The sequence below is a fragment of the Dialister histaminiformans genome (genome assembly GCF_900103425.1).
GTDB classification, from domain to species: Bacteria; Bacillota; Negativicutes; order Veillonellales; family Dialisteraceae; genus Allisonella; species Allisonella histaminiformans.
This window is the reverse complement of the sequence record NZ_FMXA01000005.1, coordinates 76,087-93,119: the sequence shown is the minus strand read 5'-3', so window position 1 is coordinate 93,119 and position 17,033 is coordinate 76,087. Positions and strand designations below refer to the sequence as shown.

Below are 17,033 nucleotides of genomic sequence, written 5' to 3'. Positions count from 1 at the left end.
CTTTCCAGAGAGTCCCTTGTCCGTCTTTTTCTGTATCTTATGTATTATTCCGCTGTGTGAAACAGTATGATGGCTGCCGCCGCGGTGACGTTCAGCGATTCTACCCCGTTATGAATGGGGATATATAAGGAAAAATCACAGAGAGACAGCATATCTTCTGACATGCCATTTCCTTCATTGCCAAAGGCAATGATTCCATCAGCAAACGCCGGGCTTTCCTTATAAGGCATGGCGTTATGCAGTGAGGTTCCCACCATCACCAGATGATTTCTTTCCTTAATGTCCCGGACATCTTCCAGGGATAATTTTTCATAGACCGGCAGCCGCAGTACGCTCCCCATGGAGCTGCGTACCGCCTTTTCGGAATAGGCATCCGTGGAACCTTCCGTAAGAAGGATCCCCCTGCATCCGGCCGCGGCCGCAGTACGGATGATGGTCCCCAGATTGCCAGGATCCTGCACCTTTTCCAGAAGGACATAATGTCCCTTCACATGGTCCAGTTCCTCCTGGCTATGTTTCGGCTTATCCACAATAAGGACAATCCCCTGACTGGTTTCCGTTCCGGAAATCAGTTTCATAATGGGTTCCGGAACACAGAGAACCAGCCAGTGCAGTTCGTCCTGCGCTTCCTGCACAATGGACTTCGTCCGCGGTTCTTCATACGCCTTTTCTGTGACAAAGCATACTACGTCCCGGATGCCCTGATTTCTGGCATCATCCGCCGAGCGGACGCCTTCCATAATGAATTTTGAAAATTTATCTCTGAACTTTCTGTGTTTGAGCTGTTCTGCCAGCTTCACCCAGCGGTTCGTCTTGCTTGTAATCAGTTCCATGGCTATAATAACCCTTTCTTACGCCAGTGGTTTATTTTTCTGTTCCCACTTCTTGACCACTTCTTCCAGCACCTGATCTACCGATATGGTGGACATATCCGTGTCTTCATGTCCTGGATTTTCCGCCATCAGCACGGTGCTATACGGATTTCCATACGGACCACTTCGCTGTGGCATGGTAGGCCCGAAGAGTGCCACAATCGGTGTCTTCATAGCATTGGCGATATGAAGAGGACCTGTATCGGAAGATACGTGGACAGAGGCTGCCTTTTCCAGGGCCGCCAATTCAAGGAGTGACGTCTTCCCCATCATGGGAATGACATACGGAGAGTCCGCTCTCTTCAGAATTTCCTTTTCCATACTCTTTTCTGACGGGGCACCGGATATGACGGAGTGGATTCCACGTTCAGCCAGTCTGGCCGCCAGTTCTCCCCACATGGCTATTGGCCACTTCTTATTTTCCCCACGCGTTCCCGGGACAAGGGCCACAAACGGATCATGAAGTCCTGCGTCATGCAATTTCTTTTCCAGCGTCTGTGTCGGTTCTGTCAGATCCCGGAACGGGAACTCAATACCGGTTTCCGGACATCCCAGAAAGCGCATGACATCCAAAAGTTGTTCAATGATATGTCCGTGTTTATGCGGTCCGCTTATGGGCTTATTGACCAGCCAGCTGCCTTCCCGGGCATCCCAGTATCCAATCCGATGGGAACAGCCGGAAAGCATGGAAATCAGCGCGCTTTTAGCTATCATCTGCAGGTCAATGACCAGGTCAAAATGCCGGGACTTCAAATCCCTTCTGACCTGTTTCAGATAGGACAGCTGCTTAATTCTTTTCCTGTCTACTAGATATACTTCGTCCACCCATGGTTTTCCTGGAAGTATGCCGGCAAAGGCCGGATGGATTGCCCAGGTGATGTGGGCGTCCGGTTTATGTTTTCTGAGCATATACAGAGAGGGCATCGCATGAATGATATCCCCCAGTGAGCTCATCTTTATGATTAATATCTTTTCAGCCATGAATTTCCTTCCCCATGTTTCTTTGCTTTAGACATGCCTGCAGAAAATCATCCAGTCGTCCTGACGTAAAAAGGAATCCCTGTATGCCAGCCCTCCTGGCTGCTTCTACATCGCGCGCTCCATCTCCGATGAGAAAACACTCTGCTGGAAGCAGTCTGTGTTTTTTCATAGCCTGCAGAATCATACCAGGAGCCGGTTTTCTGCAGCTGCAGTCTTTATCATAGGCTTTTACCGGAGCACCTTTCAGATGCGGACAATAGAAGAAATCGTCAATAGCGCCGCCTGCTTTTTCTGCTTCAGAAGCCATAAAATCATGGAGCCTATGCACATCTTCTTCTGTATAGTATCCCCGCGCCACGCCGCTCTGGTTAGTGACCACAATGATTTTCCAGCCATGGGTATGCAGCCAGGCAAGAGCTTCTCTGGCACCAGGAATCCATTCCATGTCAGCTATACGAAACAGGTAATGCTTATCCTTGTTAAGAACACCGTCTCTGTCAAAAAAAACGGCTTTAGCTATGGACTCCTTATTCATTTCCCCAGCTCTCTTCATCGATAATTTCACAGATGAGATGCGCGCAGAGCATATGCATTTCCTGAATTCTGGCCGTGACATCACTCGGGATAACCAGAGAAATATCGGCCATCCCCCTGATGGCACCACCATCTTTGCCAGAAGAAACGATAGTCTTTAGCCCTTTCTTCTTAGCTGCTTCTACGGCCTTAATCACATTGCCGCTGTTACCGCTGGTGGTTATTCCCCAGAGTACATCCCCTTCCTGTCCAAGGCCTTCCACCTGACGGGAAAATACCACGTCATAGCTGTAATCATTAGCTACGGAAGTAAGGATGGAGGTATCCACGGTAAGGGCTACCGCGGGCAGGGAAATACGTTCGTTGTGAAAACGTCCGATAAATTCAGCGGCAATATGCTGCGCGTCCGCCGCGCTGCCGCCATTTCCACAGATCAGAATCTTATGCCCCTGATGAAGCGCCTGGCTCATGACATCAGCCATTTCCCGGACTACCGGAATCAGCGCCTTTGTCTCTTCCAGTACGCGGGCATGATCAGCAAAGCCTTTTTCTATACTATCCATTTCTACACCTCTCTTCGGTTATTGTTCTTTTGATTTGTTCGTATCCATCAGCGTCTTCAGTTCGGACATAAAGCTGCTGATATCTTTAAATTCTCTGTATACGGAAGCAAAACGGACATAGGCCACCTGATCCACTTTTTTCAGTTCGTCCATCACACAGGTCCCTATCATTTCCGTACTTACTTCCTGATGGGAATCATTTCTTACCTTATGTTCTACCGCGTTAACCATATTTTCAATCTGTTCTGTACTGATATGTCTCTTTTCACAGGCACGTACAATACCGTTTCTGAGCTTATTGCGGTCAAACATCTCCCGGGTACCATCCTTCTTTACCACGCGAAGCAGGCCGTGTTCCACGGTTTCATATGTAGTAAAACGCTTACCACAGGACAGGCACTGACGACGGCGGCGAATGGAGGCTCCATCATCTGTATCACGGGAATCGGTTACTTTAGTATTTGGGTTTTCACAAAACGGACACTTCATCTGTACTTTCTCCATTAAGAAAAGAACCACACTGCAGGTGCGGTGTGGCCTTTTGAAAACTTATTATTTTTTCAGGAAATCAGGTACCGCAATGGTGCTGGAACGGTCATGGCTTCTGAATGTGCTGCCTGTCAGGCCGCTTGGTTTCTTGCCATCGTTGAAACCTGTGGCAATGACGGTAATCTTAACGGTGTCATCCATTTCCGGATCAATGGCAGTACCCCAGATGATATTTGCATCCGGATCAGCTGCTTCTGTAATAATCTGAGAAGCTTCGTTGATTTCGAACAGTCCGAGGTCTTCGTTACCAGTAATGCTGATAATGATTCCCTTAGCGCCTTCAATGCTGCGTTCAAGGAGCGGACTGGAAATAGCCTGCTTAGCTGCATCTGCTGCACGGTTTTCGCCAGTGCCTACACCGATACCCATCAGTGCTTCGCCCTGATCGCTCATAATGGTCTTAACATCAGCAAAGTCAAGGTTGATTACGCCTGGAACAGTAATCAAATCGGAAATGCCCTGAATCCCCTGGCGGAGAACATCATCGGCCAGTTTGAATGCATCCTTTACAGAAGTCTTCTTGTCAATAATGCCGAGAAGCTTATCATTTGGAACTACCAGAATGGCATCTACATTCTGTTTCAGTTTTTCAATACCGCTGGCTGCATTCTTTGCACGAACCTTACCTTCAATAGAGAATGGCTTGGTTACTACGGCTACTGTAAGAGCGCCCAGTTCCTTTGCGCACTGTGCTACTACCGGTGCTGCACCTGTACCTGTGCCGCCACCCATACCTGCGGTTACAAATACCATGTCAGCTCCGCTAAGTGCCTTGGTAATTTCATCGCGGGATTCTTCTGCCGCATTTTCACCTACTTCCGGCTTAGCGCCAGCGCCAAGGCCTCTGGTCAGCTTTTCACCAATCTGAATCTTGGTTTCTGCCTGAGACTTATCAAGGACCTGAACTTCCGTATTTACGGCAATAAATTCAACCCCCTGTACTTTAGCGTCTATCATACGGTTGACTGCGTTATTTCCGCCGCCGCCAACACCGATTACTTTGATATCTGCGAAATCACTCATTTTTGCTCCTCCTTCACGATTTTTGTTTTATCGAAACGAGTTTCGTTTGACATATCATTCAACATTCTCATTTATTTTACAATATTTTGTATAAAATGGCTATATCCAATCGATTAATATTATTTAAAATCGCAAGTCCTCATCTTAGAAAACATATGGCTTTTACAGGTTTTCCCATCTGGCCTGACTACCCGGTTCCCTTCTCAAAAGAAAACCGGATCATCCCTGCCACAGGATTCCATTCCCTGCGGTATGGTTTTTACTTTTTCAGTTTGATAAACGGTGCGGATGGATTTACATCAATATATTCCACCGCCAGGTTTCTGGCTTTCACATCGCCTACCATGTTCTGAGAAAGTTTTGCCTGCTTCACGATATCTTTGCCGGTTCCCAGCCGCAGTGCCAGACCATCCCGGGTATAGGCAATAAGATTATTGGCCTGCCCCACATTAATTTCTGAGAACAGTCTGAATCCTGCCGGGCTGAGGGAACTGAAGAACTTAATGCCTTTCAGTACGGACGGATCAGTAATTCTGTCCCCCAGAAGAATGTTGCCCAGCTTTTTTCCTGTGATAATAGGAAGATCGGTATCTTTCAACGAGGTTTCCGTCTTCATCACCACGCCATCTTTATCAAGGACGGCATAGTCATAATCCCCCTGCACAACAGCACAGGGTACGCGGTCATTAATGGCCACCTTTATGTCAAACGGGAATTCCCTCCATACCTTGACAGAGGAAATACGTATATCCTGGGTCAGTCGTTCTTCCAGCTTGCCTGTACTGATCTGCAGTACATTGACCGGCTGTTTGATCTGCCCTTCAAAAAGAACATCGTTCTTAGTCACCGCGTTGCTTCCCTGCACAGTAATATCTCCCAGTGGAACCGGGCAGAACAGGAATACAAGAACCACGATGATCAATACACCCACTGTACCATGGAAAAGTTTTTTCCATGACAGTCCGGATGGACGGGAAGGCCTCAATCGCGATTCGCGTCTTCTCCGATGATGTTTTGTCTTATGTTCTTCATATTCAGATTCCGGCTGGTATTCCGATTCAGAGGGTTCCTCTGGAAATCTTACTGCCGGTTCTTCCTTTTTAGGGAGGCCGTGCAATTCACGCTGAAATTCGTCAAAACTTTTGAATTCACCCATCGGAGCTCACCTTTAAATCTTGCCAGTTGACGCGCCAAGAAGAATCTTTTCACATAAATGAGGGAAATCGGTTCCCGCTGCGGCCGCAGACTTCGGAACCAAGCTGGTAGCGGTCATGCCTGGAATGGAGTTGGCTTCCAGTACATGCGGCTGACCCTTGCTGTCAGTTCTCATATCAAAACGGACTACGCCGCGGCATTCACATACCTGGAACGCCTTAACCGCAATGGCCTGCATCTTATCTCTGAGTTCGTCGGAAATTGGAGCCGGGCAGAGATAGTCGGTAGCGCCCTTTGTATACTTGGAATGGAAATCATAAGTACCGGAATGCGGGCAGATCTGAATGACCGGAAGTGCCTTTCCTTCAAATACCGGAACGGTAAATTCTTCGCCATCCAGGAATGCTTCCACCAGGCAGCGAGGTTCTACATGGAATGCTCTTTCCAATGCCGGAACCAGGTCTTCCGCCTTGCGGACAATTTCAATACCGATGGTTGAGCCTTCGCAGGCCGGCTTGATAACCAGTGGGAAGCTGAAATGAGCAAGCAGTTTTTCTGCTGTAGCTTCTACGCCATCCCGGAGATAAACCGGCATGGAATCTGCCATGGGAATGCCTGCCTGTTTCATTACGCGCATGGAGAAAATCTTATCCATGGTGATGGCGCTGGAGCTAACGCCGGATCCTGTGTAAGGAATACCGGCCAGTTCAAGAACGCTCTGAATGGTGCCGTCTTCGCCATACTTGCCATGCAGTGCCAGGAATACGACATCTACCTTCTTTTCTCTCAGCTGTTCTACTACATGATGCGGATCATATTCCATAGGTACTACGTGATAGCCAAGGCTACTCAATGCTTCGGCAATGGCCTTGCCAGTTGCTCTTGAAATTTCTGCTTCTCCGGATACTCCGCCCATTAATACGCCGATGATGCTGTTTTTTGTAATCATTTTTTCAACCCTTTTTCTTTAATCAATCCTGTCAGTTTCTGTCCAACACGGGTAATGCTGCCCGCACCCATGGTAATAACCATGTCTCCCGGTCTGACTTCTTCATAAAGTGCTTCTGCCAGTTTATCCAGTTCTCCCACATAATGAACCGGAGTGTCTGGAAGGTGCTGGGAAACCAGTCCTGGAATCAGATGGCCATCTACCCCGGGAAGCGCATGTTCGCTGGCCGCATAGATATCTGTAAAGTAAAGAACATCTGCTGAATCAAAAGCTACCGCGAATTCATCCTGCAGCAGTTTTGTGCGGGAATACCGATGCGGCTGGAATGCGCAGATGACACGATATCCACCGATTTCCCTGGCCGCTTTAAGCGTAGCTTCAATTTCTGTCGGATGATGAGCATAGTCATCAATAATCCATACTCCGTCAATGAAAGCCTTGGTTTCGAAACGGCGATGAACACCACGGAACGCATCCAGAGCTTCCTGGATGACCGGGAAGGAAATGCCGCAGTACAATGCGGTTACTGTGGCTGCCAGAGCATCCAGTACATTGTGGGTCCCCGGTACATGGAGGCTGATGGTTCCAAGAAGCTGTCCTTTATGGGTTACATCAAACTTCATGATGTGCTTGTCATACCGCTTGTTTTCCGCGCGGTAATCCGCCTCTTCCCCGAATCCATAGGTAACCACTTTTTTGTTTACCCTTGGAAGAATACTCCGTACCCCGGGATTATCAATACATACGATGGCGGCGCCATCTTCATATGTAATATGGCTGATAAATTCTACAAAGGCCTTCTTGATATTTTCCACGGTACCATAGTGATCCAGATGATCATCTTCGATATTGGTAACTACGGCAAGGAATGTGGAGAACTTAAGGAATGAACCATCGCTTTCATCCGCTTCGGCAATGACATATTTTCCGTGTCCATGACACGAATTGCCGTGCAGATAATCTACCGCGCCGCCAAGAACAATGGTTGGATCGGTTCCAGCGTGTTTGAAAATCTGGCCTACCATAGCTGAAGTTGTGGATTTACCATGAGCTCCTGCCACAGCAATTCCCCTGCCCCAGGTAAACACAGCCGCCAGTACATCCGAACGGTGAAATACAGGGATATTCTTTTTCCGGGCTTCCATAAGTTCCGGATTATCCTCGGAAATGGCGGATGAGATGACCACGGCATCTGCACCATCTGTGTTTTCCGCCTTATGGCCGATATGAATAACTGCCCCCAGCTGTTCGAATTCATGAAGAACCGAAGAGTCCGCCATATCCGAACCGGTAACCTTAAATCCCATCCGTAAAAGAATGTTTGCCAGCGCGCGCATCCCCATACCGCCTATTCCAATAAAATGGAGGGTATGATATTTATTCAGATCCATAAATTATCTTTCTCCTTTTTTACCAGCCAGTTCCAGTGCCATGTGAGCAATGTCCGCCCCGGCACTCGCTTTGCCTAACTTTTCAGCTGCTTCTGCCATACCTGCCAGTACATCCTTATGGTTATGCAGTTCTTCAATATCCTGTATAAGTTCCTGCGCTGTCAGATATTTATCTTCAATCATCTTAGCCGCTCCGGCTGCGACAAATACCCGGGCATTATATGTCTGGTGGTCTTCTGCCGCGTACGGATACGGGATAAGGATGGAGGGGAGTCCGCGAACCGCCACTTCGGCCAGTCCGACGGCCCCTGCGCGGTAGATTACAAGGTCAGCCGCCGCCATAGCGGAAGGCATATCATGCTGATAGTCCACTATACGGCTAGATGAGCCATAGTATCCCCGTTCATCCACTTCTCCCAGTTCCTTCAGCACATTGCCGTAATCCCTGGTACCAGTGACATGGTAGAGACAGAGACCTGGTGTATCTCTGAAATGCCGGTGTACGCCCAGCATAGCGTTGTTGATGTTTCTGGCCCCACGGCTTCCGCCGGCGATAAGTACCATGAAATCATCCGGACGGATTCCCAGTTTTTCCCTGGATTCATCCCTTTTCGCTTCACGGATGGCCGGACGGGTTGGATTTCCTGTATAGACACACTTGTCCTGTACAGGGAATCTCGCTTTGGCTTCCTTATATCCAAGCGCCACTCTGTCCACCACATGGCTCAGTATCTTGTTGGTCACTCCGGGGATAACATTCTGTTCCTGAATCATGGTTGGAATATGACTCAGCGCAGCCGCCATAAGGATAGGCCCGCATACATAGCCGCCTGTCCCGATGACTACATCCGGCTTAAATTCTCTGAGAATCTTCCGCGCCTTCCACAGGCTTCCTGCTGTACGGCACAGGATTTTCACATTTTCAAATGTGATTTTTCTCTTAAGTCCTGATGCCGGAATGGACGCAAAACGGTATCCTTCTTCCGGTATAATCCGGGATTCCATGCCGTTAGGTGTTCCTACAAAGAGAATTTCCACGGGTTCCACATTTTCCAGTTCCCTTGCAATGGTCACTGCCGGGTATATGTGTCCGCCTGTTCCCCCACCTGATAAAATAATTCTTTTCATGCTTCCATCCGTATTATTTCAAATGATTGACAATATTCTTGAACACTTCGCCACGTTCTTCGTAGCTGGAAAACATATCAAAGCTGGAACATGCCGGGGAAAGCAGTACTACATCCCCTTCATGGGCTGCCTTCTGCGCTCTCTTTACCGCGTCTTCCATGCTGTCAGCCTTTTCGAGAGATGTGATTCCTACCTTCACTGCTGTATCGTAGAACCGGTTTGCCGCTTCACCTAACAGAACCAGATGACGGGTATGTTCCTTCACATACTTCATAAATCCTTCAATCGGTGTTTCCTTATCATGTCCACCGGCAATAAGGATAATCGGAGCGGTGAACGCGTTGATTCCCTTTAATGCGGCATCTACGTTGGTTGCCTTGGAGTCATTGACATAGGAAACTCCATGCAGTTTTCTTACGAATTCAATGCGGTGTTCCAGACCAGTGAATTCCTTAAGCACATCTCTGATGGCTTCCACCGGTACGCCGCCGATATATGCCAGGAACGCAGCGGCCAGGCAGTCTTCATAGTTCTGCTTGCCTTTAAGCTGCAGTTTTCCTGTGGTAACCAGTGGAATGGTCTTTCCACCGGCTTTAATGGTGAGCATATCTCCGATAATGCATGCCCCTTCTTCCACTTCTATGTCTGTATTGAGCATATAGACATGGGTATGGCTTCTGGCTCTTGCCGCGAGATCCGGGGTATATGGATCGTTTTCGTTAAGCAGAAGAGCTCCATCCTGATCCATGTTTTCAAATATTCTGGCCTTGGCATCCACATAGGCTTCCATGGTGTGATGTCTTTCCATGTGGTCCGGGGTAATGTTCAGAATAACCGCCGCTTTCGGCTTGAATGTATCAATAAATTCAAGCTGGAAGCTGGACAGTTCTGCGGCAATCAGTCCATTTGCCGGAACCTTAGACACTTCAAGGCTGAGGGAAGCGCCGATATTGCCTGCGACTACACAGGGAATACCTGCTTTCTTAATCATCTTCCCCAGCAGTGTGGTGGTAGTGGTCTTGCCATTGGTTCCTGTAACACCAAGAATAGGCGCCTTGGTGATACGATATCCAAGTTCCACTTCACTGATTACCGGAATACCACGCTTTACCGCGCCACGGACTACCGGGTTTTCTGCCGGGATGGCCGGAGATACTACTACCGTATCCATTCCATCCAGGAGAACATCTCCCTGAGGTCCAAAACAGAACTGTACGCCTGCGTTAATGAATTCTTCCTTTTTATGCCCGAGCTGATCTGCAAGATCAGATACTACTACATTGGCACCATGAGTGCTGAGCACGCGGGCTGCACCCAAACCACTGATGCCGGCTCCTAAAATTAAGACGTTTTTCATTATTATCCACTCCCATTACTCTGGCAGCATAACCTGTCCTGTCATTTTATTGTCTGTTTTTCCTTTACATCAAACGAATAGCAAGAAACAGTGTCCCTGCCGCAGCTACGGCTTCAATAAACCAGAAAAACCAGACTACATGAACTTCACTCCATCCGGATAATTCAAAATGATGATGAAGCGGGCTCATCTTAAATATTCTCTTTCCCGTCAGCTGGAACGACGCCACCTGCAGAATAACCGACAGGGCTTCCAGAACAAATATCAATCCAAGGAAGATTAATAAGAATTCGGAACGGGTAACTACCGCAATACCGGCAATAGCCCCACCCAGAGCCAGTGACCCTGTATCCCCCATGAAAATCTTAGCGGGGTGATAATTGAAAAATAAGAATCCGGCACAGCATCCTGCCATGACAGACGCAAAAGAGGCAACATCAGACATTCCCAGCCACAGACTGTAAATCGCATAGGCTATGAACGCAATGACACAGCATCCGGCTGCCAGTCCATCCAGACCATCGGTAAGGTTGACCGCATTGGATGCACCCACGATAACAAGGACAATAAACGGGTAATAAAGCCATCCAATGGAAATATCAACCTTAGTAAATGGAATGGCTATCGCGAATGGAAGGTTCAGCGCATGGGATACACCATAGCAGAAGAGCAGTGCCAGAAGTATCTGACCTGTAAATTTCTGTTTGGCGGTAAGGCCCAGATTTCTCTTCTTTTCCGCCTTGATAAAGTCATCCAGGAATCCCAGGAGACAATGACCGAGGGTAAGAATAATCAGCCAGATGACGGTTTCCGTCATAAAATGATTACATACGGTAACCAGAACGGCCGCCAGAATCATGAACAGTCCGCCCATGGTCGGTGTACCGGCCTTGGCACGATGAGATTTCGGACCTTCGGTACGGATTGACTGGCGGGCCTTGTACTTTTTGGCCAGCGGAATTCCCACAAAACCGAGAAGTATGGTCAGTACAATGGTTTCAATGATATACAAGAGGTACGGCATACACATTATTCAGCAGTTCCTCCTAACATTTTCAGAATATTATCCATATGCATGGAATGAGAAGCCTTGAGCAGAATCAAATCGCCATCCTGCATATATTTTTTCAGCGCACCGGCGGCCTGTTCTGTGGTGTCAAAGGATTCCACATGAGGTACGCCATGATCTCTTGCCCCATTGGCAATACAGCGTCCCAGCGGACCTACGGTAATTACCGCGTCCACATGCATGTCCCCAGCTTTAGCGCCGGTTTCATAGTGATATCTTTCTTCATCATCTCCCAGTTCCAGCATGTCGCCGAGCACAAGAATTCTGCGTTTAGCTTCCATCTGCATAAGGGAACGGAAGGCCATCTCCATAGACAGCGGGTTAGCATTATAGGAATCATCCATAATCCGGACCCCGCCCAGCGTAGTTATCGCCTGACGCTGGCTGGCTCCCCGGTAATCGGCCAGAGCCTGTTTCATCCGGTCATGGCTTACTCCACATACTTCGCCGGTGGCAATGGCTGCCAGGGCATCATACACATTGTGCATTCCCAGTACGAATAGTGTCACATGGAATGTACCGGAAGGAGTGCTACAGTCAAATTCTGTGCGATCCGGTTTGTATTCCACATGTTCAGCACATACATCTTCCCTATGAAGGCCATAGGTAACTGTCTTTCCAGTAAAGCGGTCCTTCATAGCCAGTACACGCGCATCATCCCCATTGAGAATAGCTGTACCTTCACTGCCCAGAGCTTCTACCAGTTCGCCTTTCGCCTTAGCGATGTTATCCTGGCTGCCCAGGATGCCGATATGGGAGGTACCTACATTAGTTACCACGCCAATGGTTGGCCGGGCAAAGGTGCAGAGTTCTTCTATCTGGCCAAAGCCGCGCATTCCCATTTCCACTACACAGGCCCCATGTTCTTTTTTCAGAGACAGCAGGGTCTGGCACATACCGATTTCGTTGTTGTGGTTGGCCACAGTCCGGCATACGGAATATGTGGTTCCAAGTACAGCGGAAATCATATCCTTTGTGGTGGTCTTTCCGTTGGATCCGGTTACACCGATAACCGGAATGTTAAAGCGGAGACGATGAAAACGGGCACATCCTTCCAGTGCCTTCTTTGTATCCTTTACCAGGAAAACGCTGACACTTTCCGGCAGGTCATTTGCCGCGTCGGCACGGCTGACAACCACTCCGTAAGCTCCTTTTTCCACAGCCTGACGCACAAACCGGTGTCCATCAAAGTTTTCACCGGACAGCGCGACAAACAGATTTCCTTCTCTGATGGTTCGGGTATCGGTACTGATTCCATCAAAGGATTCATGCGCTCCGGTATGGAGTATTTCCGCACCGGATGCCTGCTGTACTTCTTTTATAGTAAAGGATGCCATTATTTACACTCCCTGATTGCTTTTCTAGCTTCTTCTCTGTCATCAAAATGAATGGTCTTATCTTTAAGAATCTGATAGGTTTCATGCCCTTTTCCGGCAATCAGCACTATATCCTCAGCTTCTGCCAGGCGGATGGCCCTTTCAATGGCCTGCCGACGGTCAGCGATGACTTCATAGTGGAAAGCCGGATGGTTCTTTGCTTCCTGACGAACACCATCTTCTACTTCACTGATGATGAAGTTCGGATCTTCTGATCTCGGGTTATCACTGGTAATAATGGCAATGTCACTGTATTTGGCCGCAATAGCCCCCATAATCGGTCGCTTCTTTCTGTCGCGGTCGCCACCGCATCCAAACACAACCAGAATACGGCCTTTAGTGATTTCCTTCGCCGTCTTCAGAATATTTTCCAGTCCATCCGGAGTATGGGCATAATCCACCACTACGCCAAACGGCTGGCCTTCATTAATCAGTTCAAAACGACCAGGACAGGCCTGGAATTCCGCCAGAGCGGAGATGATGTGATCAATGCGCACTCCTTCTGACAGGGCGGCTCCAATAGCTGCCAGTGTGTTATACACGTTAAAACGGCCGGCCAGGTTGGTATGTACCGTATAGGTCACTCCATCCATTTTCAGGTCAAACACGGAAGCCCGGCTTGAAAAATGGATATTTACCGCCCTCAGATCGGCATCATGGTCAATCGCATAGGTAAAGACAGGGCAGAATGTTTTCCCGTGCACAGCTTCTTTCATCACGTGAGCATACGGGTCATCCGCATTGATAATCCCTGACTTTAACGGCTTGGTATGTTCATCCGAAGAGACCAGGGAAAACAGTCTGGCTTTGGCCGCCGCATAATTTTCCATGGTCTTATGATAGTCCAGATGATCTTCTGTCAGATTGGTGAAAACCGCAGTATCGAATTCCACGCCGGCCACACGGTTGAGGCTCAGGGCATGGGAGGATACTTCCATGGATACATGGGTCACACCGGCTTCTGCCATCTGGAAAAGGATTTTCTGCAGAGTAATAACATCCGGTGTCGTGTTGTGAATCGGATGTTCTTCGTCATTAATCAGCCAGTGGATGGTTCCAATAACCCCCACCTTGTACCCTTCCTTTCTCAGGATATGGGCAATGATATGTGTGGATGTAGTTTTTCCATTGGTTCCGGTTACCGCAATCATGCGCATTCTGCGTGCAGGATAATCGAAATAGAAAGGCGTTATATCTTCCATCGCCTTGCGGGTATCGGTTACATAGACAACCGTTGTGCCCTCCGGCACATCAATCTCTCTGGACGCAACAATAGCTGCCGCACCCTTCTGTGCAGCAGATGCAGCATAATTATGTCCATCTACATGAGCGCCATCAAGACAGATAAAAAGGCTTCCCTCTTTCACTTCTCTTGAGTCCGCGGTAATGTCAGTAATTTCTTTATTGGTGTCGCCGACAATATAGTTGATGTCGGTGCATTTCAGCAATTTTTCAAGGTTTTTCACGTTTTCCACCTCTGTTATTTTATGTGTCAACAGGTTATGACATCACTATTAATCATAGCTTAAATAAATAATGAATACAATAGCGACCCCTTCCGGAGCCGCTATTGTATCCTTCTTATAATTTTTCCATATAATCGATTGCGGATGGCCCCGGTCAATCTCTTACCGCCTGTGCATGAGCTGTCTGATCAGCCGAACCAAAGACAGCCTTTCCCGGGACAACCATCCCCAGATCCTGTTCTGCTATTTCTTCAATACGCGCAGGAGCTTCCAGTCTTGCCACTTCCATACGATCCGTGTCATTTTCTCTTTCCAGAGACATAATTTCCGTACGCAGACCGGCCATATGATATTCTTCCTGAATCATGAGCCCGTTAATCAGGTAGGAACTGCCCACCAGCATGGCAATAACGCAGATAAACTCCAGCACACGCCGAAATCTCCGTGCATATACCGCTGACTTCTGACCTGCCAGACGGCCGGTCAGCATTGTTCCTGTACTTTCCCAATATTGGGACCCTGCATACTCATTAGAATCCATGGAACTCCCTCCGTTAATTGGTATCGGTTATATCTTTTCTACAACCCGTAAAATAGCACTTCTTGCTCTTGGATTTTCTTTCAGTTCTTCAGCCGATGGTTTTAGCGCTTTCACAACCTGTCTGACTTCCTTATGATGGTGGCATACGCATACCGGCAGTTCCGGCGGACATACACAATCTCTTTCCATATAGCGGAATGTCTGCTTTATAATCCGGTCCTCCAGAGACTGGAATGTGATAACTCCCAGTCTTCCACCGGATTTAAGTCTTCTTACACAGTCCTTCATCGTCTGTTCAAGTATCTTAAGTTCACCATTGACTTCAATCCGTATGGCCTGGAAAGTACGCTTAGCCGGATGAGAACCTTCGCTTCGCGCTCCTTTTGGAATAGCGGCCTTGATTATATGCACCAGTTCGCCTGTGGTTTTAATCGGTTTTTCTTCTCTTGCCTTCAGAATGAACTGAACAATACGTTTGGTCCAGCGTTCTTCCCCGTAATCAAAGAGAATCCTTTCCAGATCTTCCTGCGAATAGCTATTGACCACCTCATAGGCAGTCAGTGGATTTCTCTGATCCATACGCATGTCCAGATCTCCGTCATGCATATAGGAAAATCCACGACTTCCATCATCGAGCTGTGGAGAGGAGACCCCAAGGTCAAACATAAATCCATCCACCTGGCCAACACCAAGACTGTCCAGATTTTCATCTACATGGGAAAAATTATTGCGCACTGTAAGGTGTCTGCATCTGACATCTTTCAGCCGTTCTGTAGCTGCTGCAATGGCTCTATCATCCTGATCTACGCCTACCAGCGTTGCCTTTTCTGAAAGTTTCTGTGCCAGGGCAAAGGAATGTCCTCCCCCGCCTAATGTGCAGTCTACATAGATTCCATCCGGATCTGTCAGCACATTATCAATCATTTCATTCAGCAATACTGTCTTATGTTTAAATTCCATAGGAACCTCACAAATCAAAATCCATAGGTATATCCAGAGACTCTGCCAGATCGGCAATGGATTCATCGTCCCCATTAGCTGCGTCCAGCACCGCTGGATTCCAGATTTCAATAGTCGCCCCGGTACCTATGACCAGTGCTTCCTTCTTTAATCCGGCATATTCACGAAGGTGGGCAGGAATCAGAATACGTCCCTGGCGGTCGCATTCCATTTCCGTACTGCTCCCGATAAGGAAACGTCTCAACTTACGTACGCTGCTCTTGGTAAAGGAAAGTTTCTGCAGGCTTGTTGTTAATGTCTGCCAATGTTCCATCGGATAAATAGTGAGACACTGATCAATCCCGCGGGAAAGAACAAATCTTGTCCCTAATTCCTCTCTAAAACGGGCAGGAAGAATCATACGACCTTTGGCATCAATCGTATGTCTATATTCATTCATGAACATAATCTTCTTCCCTCCCTCCACTTTTACCCACATTTTACCATATTCCACCACTTTTTTACAGCAACAGTATAAAAAATGGGTCTGCAAGTTAAGAAATGAGGTTTGAGGTTATCGGTTAGAGACCGGCAGATTCGCTTTGCTTATCCACAAATGGATACTGCGAATAGCATTTGATGAGCTATCACTCAAAGACCGCAAAAGTGGTCAGGCCACTTTCGGGACCGCAAGCCTTCGGCTCGAAACGGCAAAATTTCAAAAAGAAATTTTGAGACTACGCCTTAACATCAAAAGGAAGGTCGGTGTGCTCCCCCGAGGAAAACAGGGGGGAATTCTGCGAATGGCCTTTTTTATGGATAAGGCAGATGGAGCCATCAGCACGCTTTCCTTTGCTCTAACATACAGCGTTCTACCCTTCTGATTCACATAGTGGATTCTACTTTCCACCATTCGACAAGCGGATGGATTCGAGACAACGGATTGTCTCGAATGCCTGCAAATCCTTGATATCTTAATATATGGCAGGCGGGTCTGCTGTAAAGCTGGAGATTGGACATTGTGCACTATATTAGGATATGGTCTTCCAGAGAGGGAAATATGTGATATCCTTCTACTTTCCTTTATTCAAACAAAGTGGAATCAACTATCCACCGACTTCGTCGGTCCCCCTTTCTTTC

General features: G+C 47.9%; 17 protein-coding genes. All 17 read right to left on the bottom strand.

Annotated elements, in window-relative coordinates:
• Positions 1-44 precede the first annotated feature (44 nt).
• The gene (locus tag BLQ79_RS02375; protein ID WP_091363449.1) at positions 45-833 is read right to left on the bottom strand and encodes a TrmH family RNA methyltransferase; all 789 of its coding nucleotides are present in this window, start codon (positions 831-833) and stop codon (positions 45-47) included.
• Positions 834-851: 18 nt separating this feature from the next.
• Positions 852-1,853: a glycosyltransferase family 9 protein gene (locus BLQ79_RS02370; protein WP_091363447.1), complete on the bottom strand. Its 1,002-nt coding sequence runs from the start codon at positions 1,851-1,853 to the stop codon at positions 852-854.
• Positions 1,846-2,373 carry a D-glycero-alpha-D-manno-heptose-1,7-bisphosphate 7-phosphatase gene (locus BLQ79_RS02365; protein WP_091363519.1) on the bottom strand — a complete coding sequence of 176 codons (528 nt, stop codon included), beginning with the start codon at positions 2,371-2,373 and terminating at the stop codon, positions 1,846-1,848. Before BLQ79_RS02365 ends, BLQ79_RS02370 begins: the two co-directional genes overlap by 8 nt.
• Positions 2,374-2,380: 7 nt before the next feature.
• Positions 2,381-2,950, bottom strand: coding sequence for a D-sedoheptulose 7-phosphate isomerase (gene gmhA / locus BLQ79_RS02360; RefSeq protein ID WP_091363444.1), 570 nt, complete (start codon positions 2,948-2,950; stop codon positions 2,381-2,383).
• A gap of 18 nt (positions 2,951-2,968) precedes the next feature.
• Entirely contained in the window at positions 2,969-3,439 is a 471-nt protein-coding gene (gene nrdR / locus BLQ79_RS02355; RefSeq protein WP_091363442.1) for a transcriptional regulator NrdR, read from the bottom strand.
• Positions 3,440-3,502: 63 nt separating this feature from the next.
• Positions 3,503-4,522 carry a cell division protein FtsZ gene (ftsZ, locus tag BLQ79_RS02350; RefSeq protein WP_091363440.1) on the bottom strand — a complete coding sequence of 340 codons (1,020 nt, stop codon included), beginning with the start codon at positions 4,520-4,522 and terminating at the stop codon, positions 3,503-3,505.
• Between the two features lie 259 nt (positions 4,523-4,781).
• Positions 4,782-5,678, bottom strand: coding sequence for a cell division protein FtsQ/DivIB (locus BLQ79_RS02345; protein ID WP_091363438.1), 897 nt, complete (start codon positions 5,676-5,678; stop codon positions 4,782-4,784).
• Positions 5,679-5,690: 12 nt separating this feature from the next.
• The gene (locus BLQ79_RS02340) at positions 5,691-6,626 is read right to left on the bottom strand and encodes a D-alanine--D-alanine ligase family protein (RefSeq protein ID WP_091363436.1); all 936 of its coding nucleotides are present in this window, start codon (positions 6,624-6,626) and stop codon (positions 5,691-5,693) included.
• Positions 6,623-8,017, bottom strand: coding sequence for a UDP-N-acetylmuramate--L-alanine ligase (gene murC / locus BLQ79_RS02335; protein ID WP_091363434.1), 1,395 nt, complete (start codon positions 8,015-8,017; stop codon positions 6,623-6,625). Before murC ends, BLQ79_RS02340 begins: the two co-directional genes overlap by 4 nt.
• A gap of 3 nt (positions 8,018-8,020) precedes the next feature.
• The gene (gene murG / locus BLQ79_RS02330; RefSeq protein WP_091363432.1) at positions 8,021-9,145 is read right to left on the bottom strand and encodes an undecaprenyldiphospho-muramoylpentapeptide beta-N-acetylglucosaminyltransferase; all 1,125 of its coding nucleotides are present in this window, start codon (positions 9,143-9,145) and stop codon (positions 8,021-8,023) included.
• A 13-nt stretch (positions 9,146-9,158) separates the two neighbouring features.
• Complete coding sequence (gene murD / locus BLQ79_RS02325; RefSeq protein ID WP_091363429.1) at positions 9,159-10,502, bottom strand: UDP-N-acetylmuramoyl-L-alanine--D-glutamate ligase; 1,344 nt, start codon at positions 10,500-10,502, stop codon at positions 9,159-9,161.
• Between the two features lie 64 nt (positions 10,503-10,566).
• Complete coding sequence (gene mraY, locus BLQ79_RS02320) at positions 10,567-11,532, bottom strand: phospho-N-acetylmuramoyl-pentapeptide-transferase (protein WP_091363426.1); 966 nt, start codon at positions 11,530-11,532, stop codon at positions 10,567-10,569.
• Positions 11,532-12,908 carry a UDP-N-acetylmuramoyl-tripeptide--D-alanyl-D-alanine ligase gene (locus tag BLQ79_RS02315; RefSeq protein ID WP_091363424.1) on the bottom strand — a complete coding sequence of 459 codons (1,377 nt, stop codon included), beginning with the start codon at positions 12,906-12,908 and terminating at the stop codon, positions 11,532-11,534. Before BLQ79_RS02315 ends, mraY begins: the two co-directional genes overlap by 1 nt.
• Complete coding sequence (locus BLQ79_RS02310) at positions 12,908-14,413, bottom strand: UDP-N-acetylmuramoyl-L-alanyl-D-glutamate--2,6-diaminopimelate ligase (protein WP_091363421.1); 1,506 nt, start codon at positions 14,411-14,413, stop codon at positions 12,908-12,910. The genes BLQ79_RS02315 and BLQ79_RS02310 overlap by 1 nt, the downstream gene beginning before the upstream one ends.
• Before the next feature lie 154 nt (positions 14,414-14,567).
• Entirely contained in the window at positions 14,568-14,954 is a 387-nt protein-coding gene (locus tag BLQ79_RS02305) for an FtsB family cell division protein (protein ID WP_091363418.1), read from the bottom strand.
• 27 nt (positions 14,955-14,981) lie between these two features.
• Positions 14,982-15,914, bottom strand: a complete 933-nt coding sequence (gene rsmH / locus BLQ79_RS02300) for a 16S rRNA (cytosine(1402)-N(4))-methyltransferase RsmH (RefSeq protein WP_091363416.1) — start codon at positions 15,912-15,914, stop codon at positions 14,982-14,984.
• A gap of 7 nt (positions 15,915-15,921) precedes the next feature.
• Positions 15,922-16,359 carry a division/cell wall cluster transcriptional repressor MraZ gene (gene mraZ / locus BLQ79_RS02295; protein WP_091363517.1) on the bottom strand — a complete coding sequence of 146 codons (438 nt, stop codon included), beginning with the start codon at positions 16,357-16,359 and terminating at the stop codon, positions 15,922-15,924.
• Between the last annotated feature and the right edge of the window lie 674 nt (positions 16,360-17,033).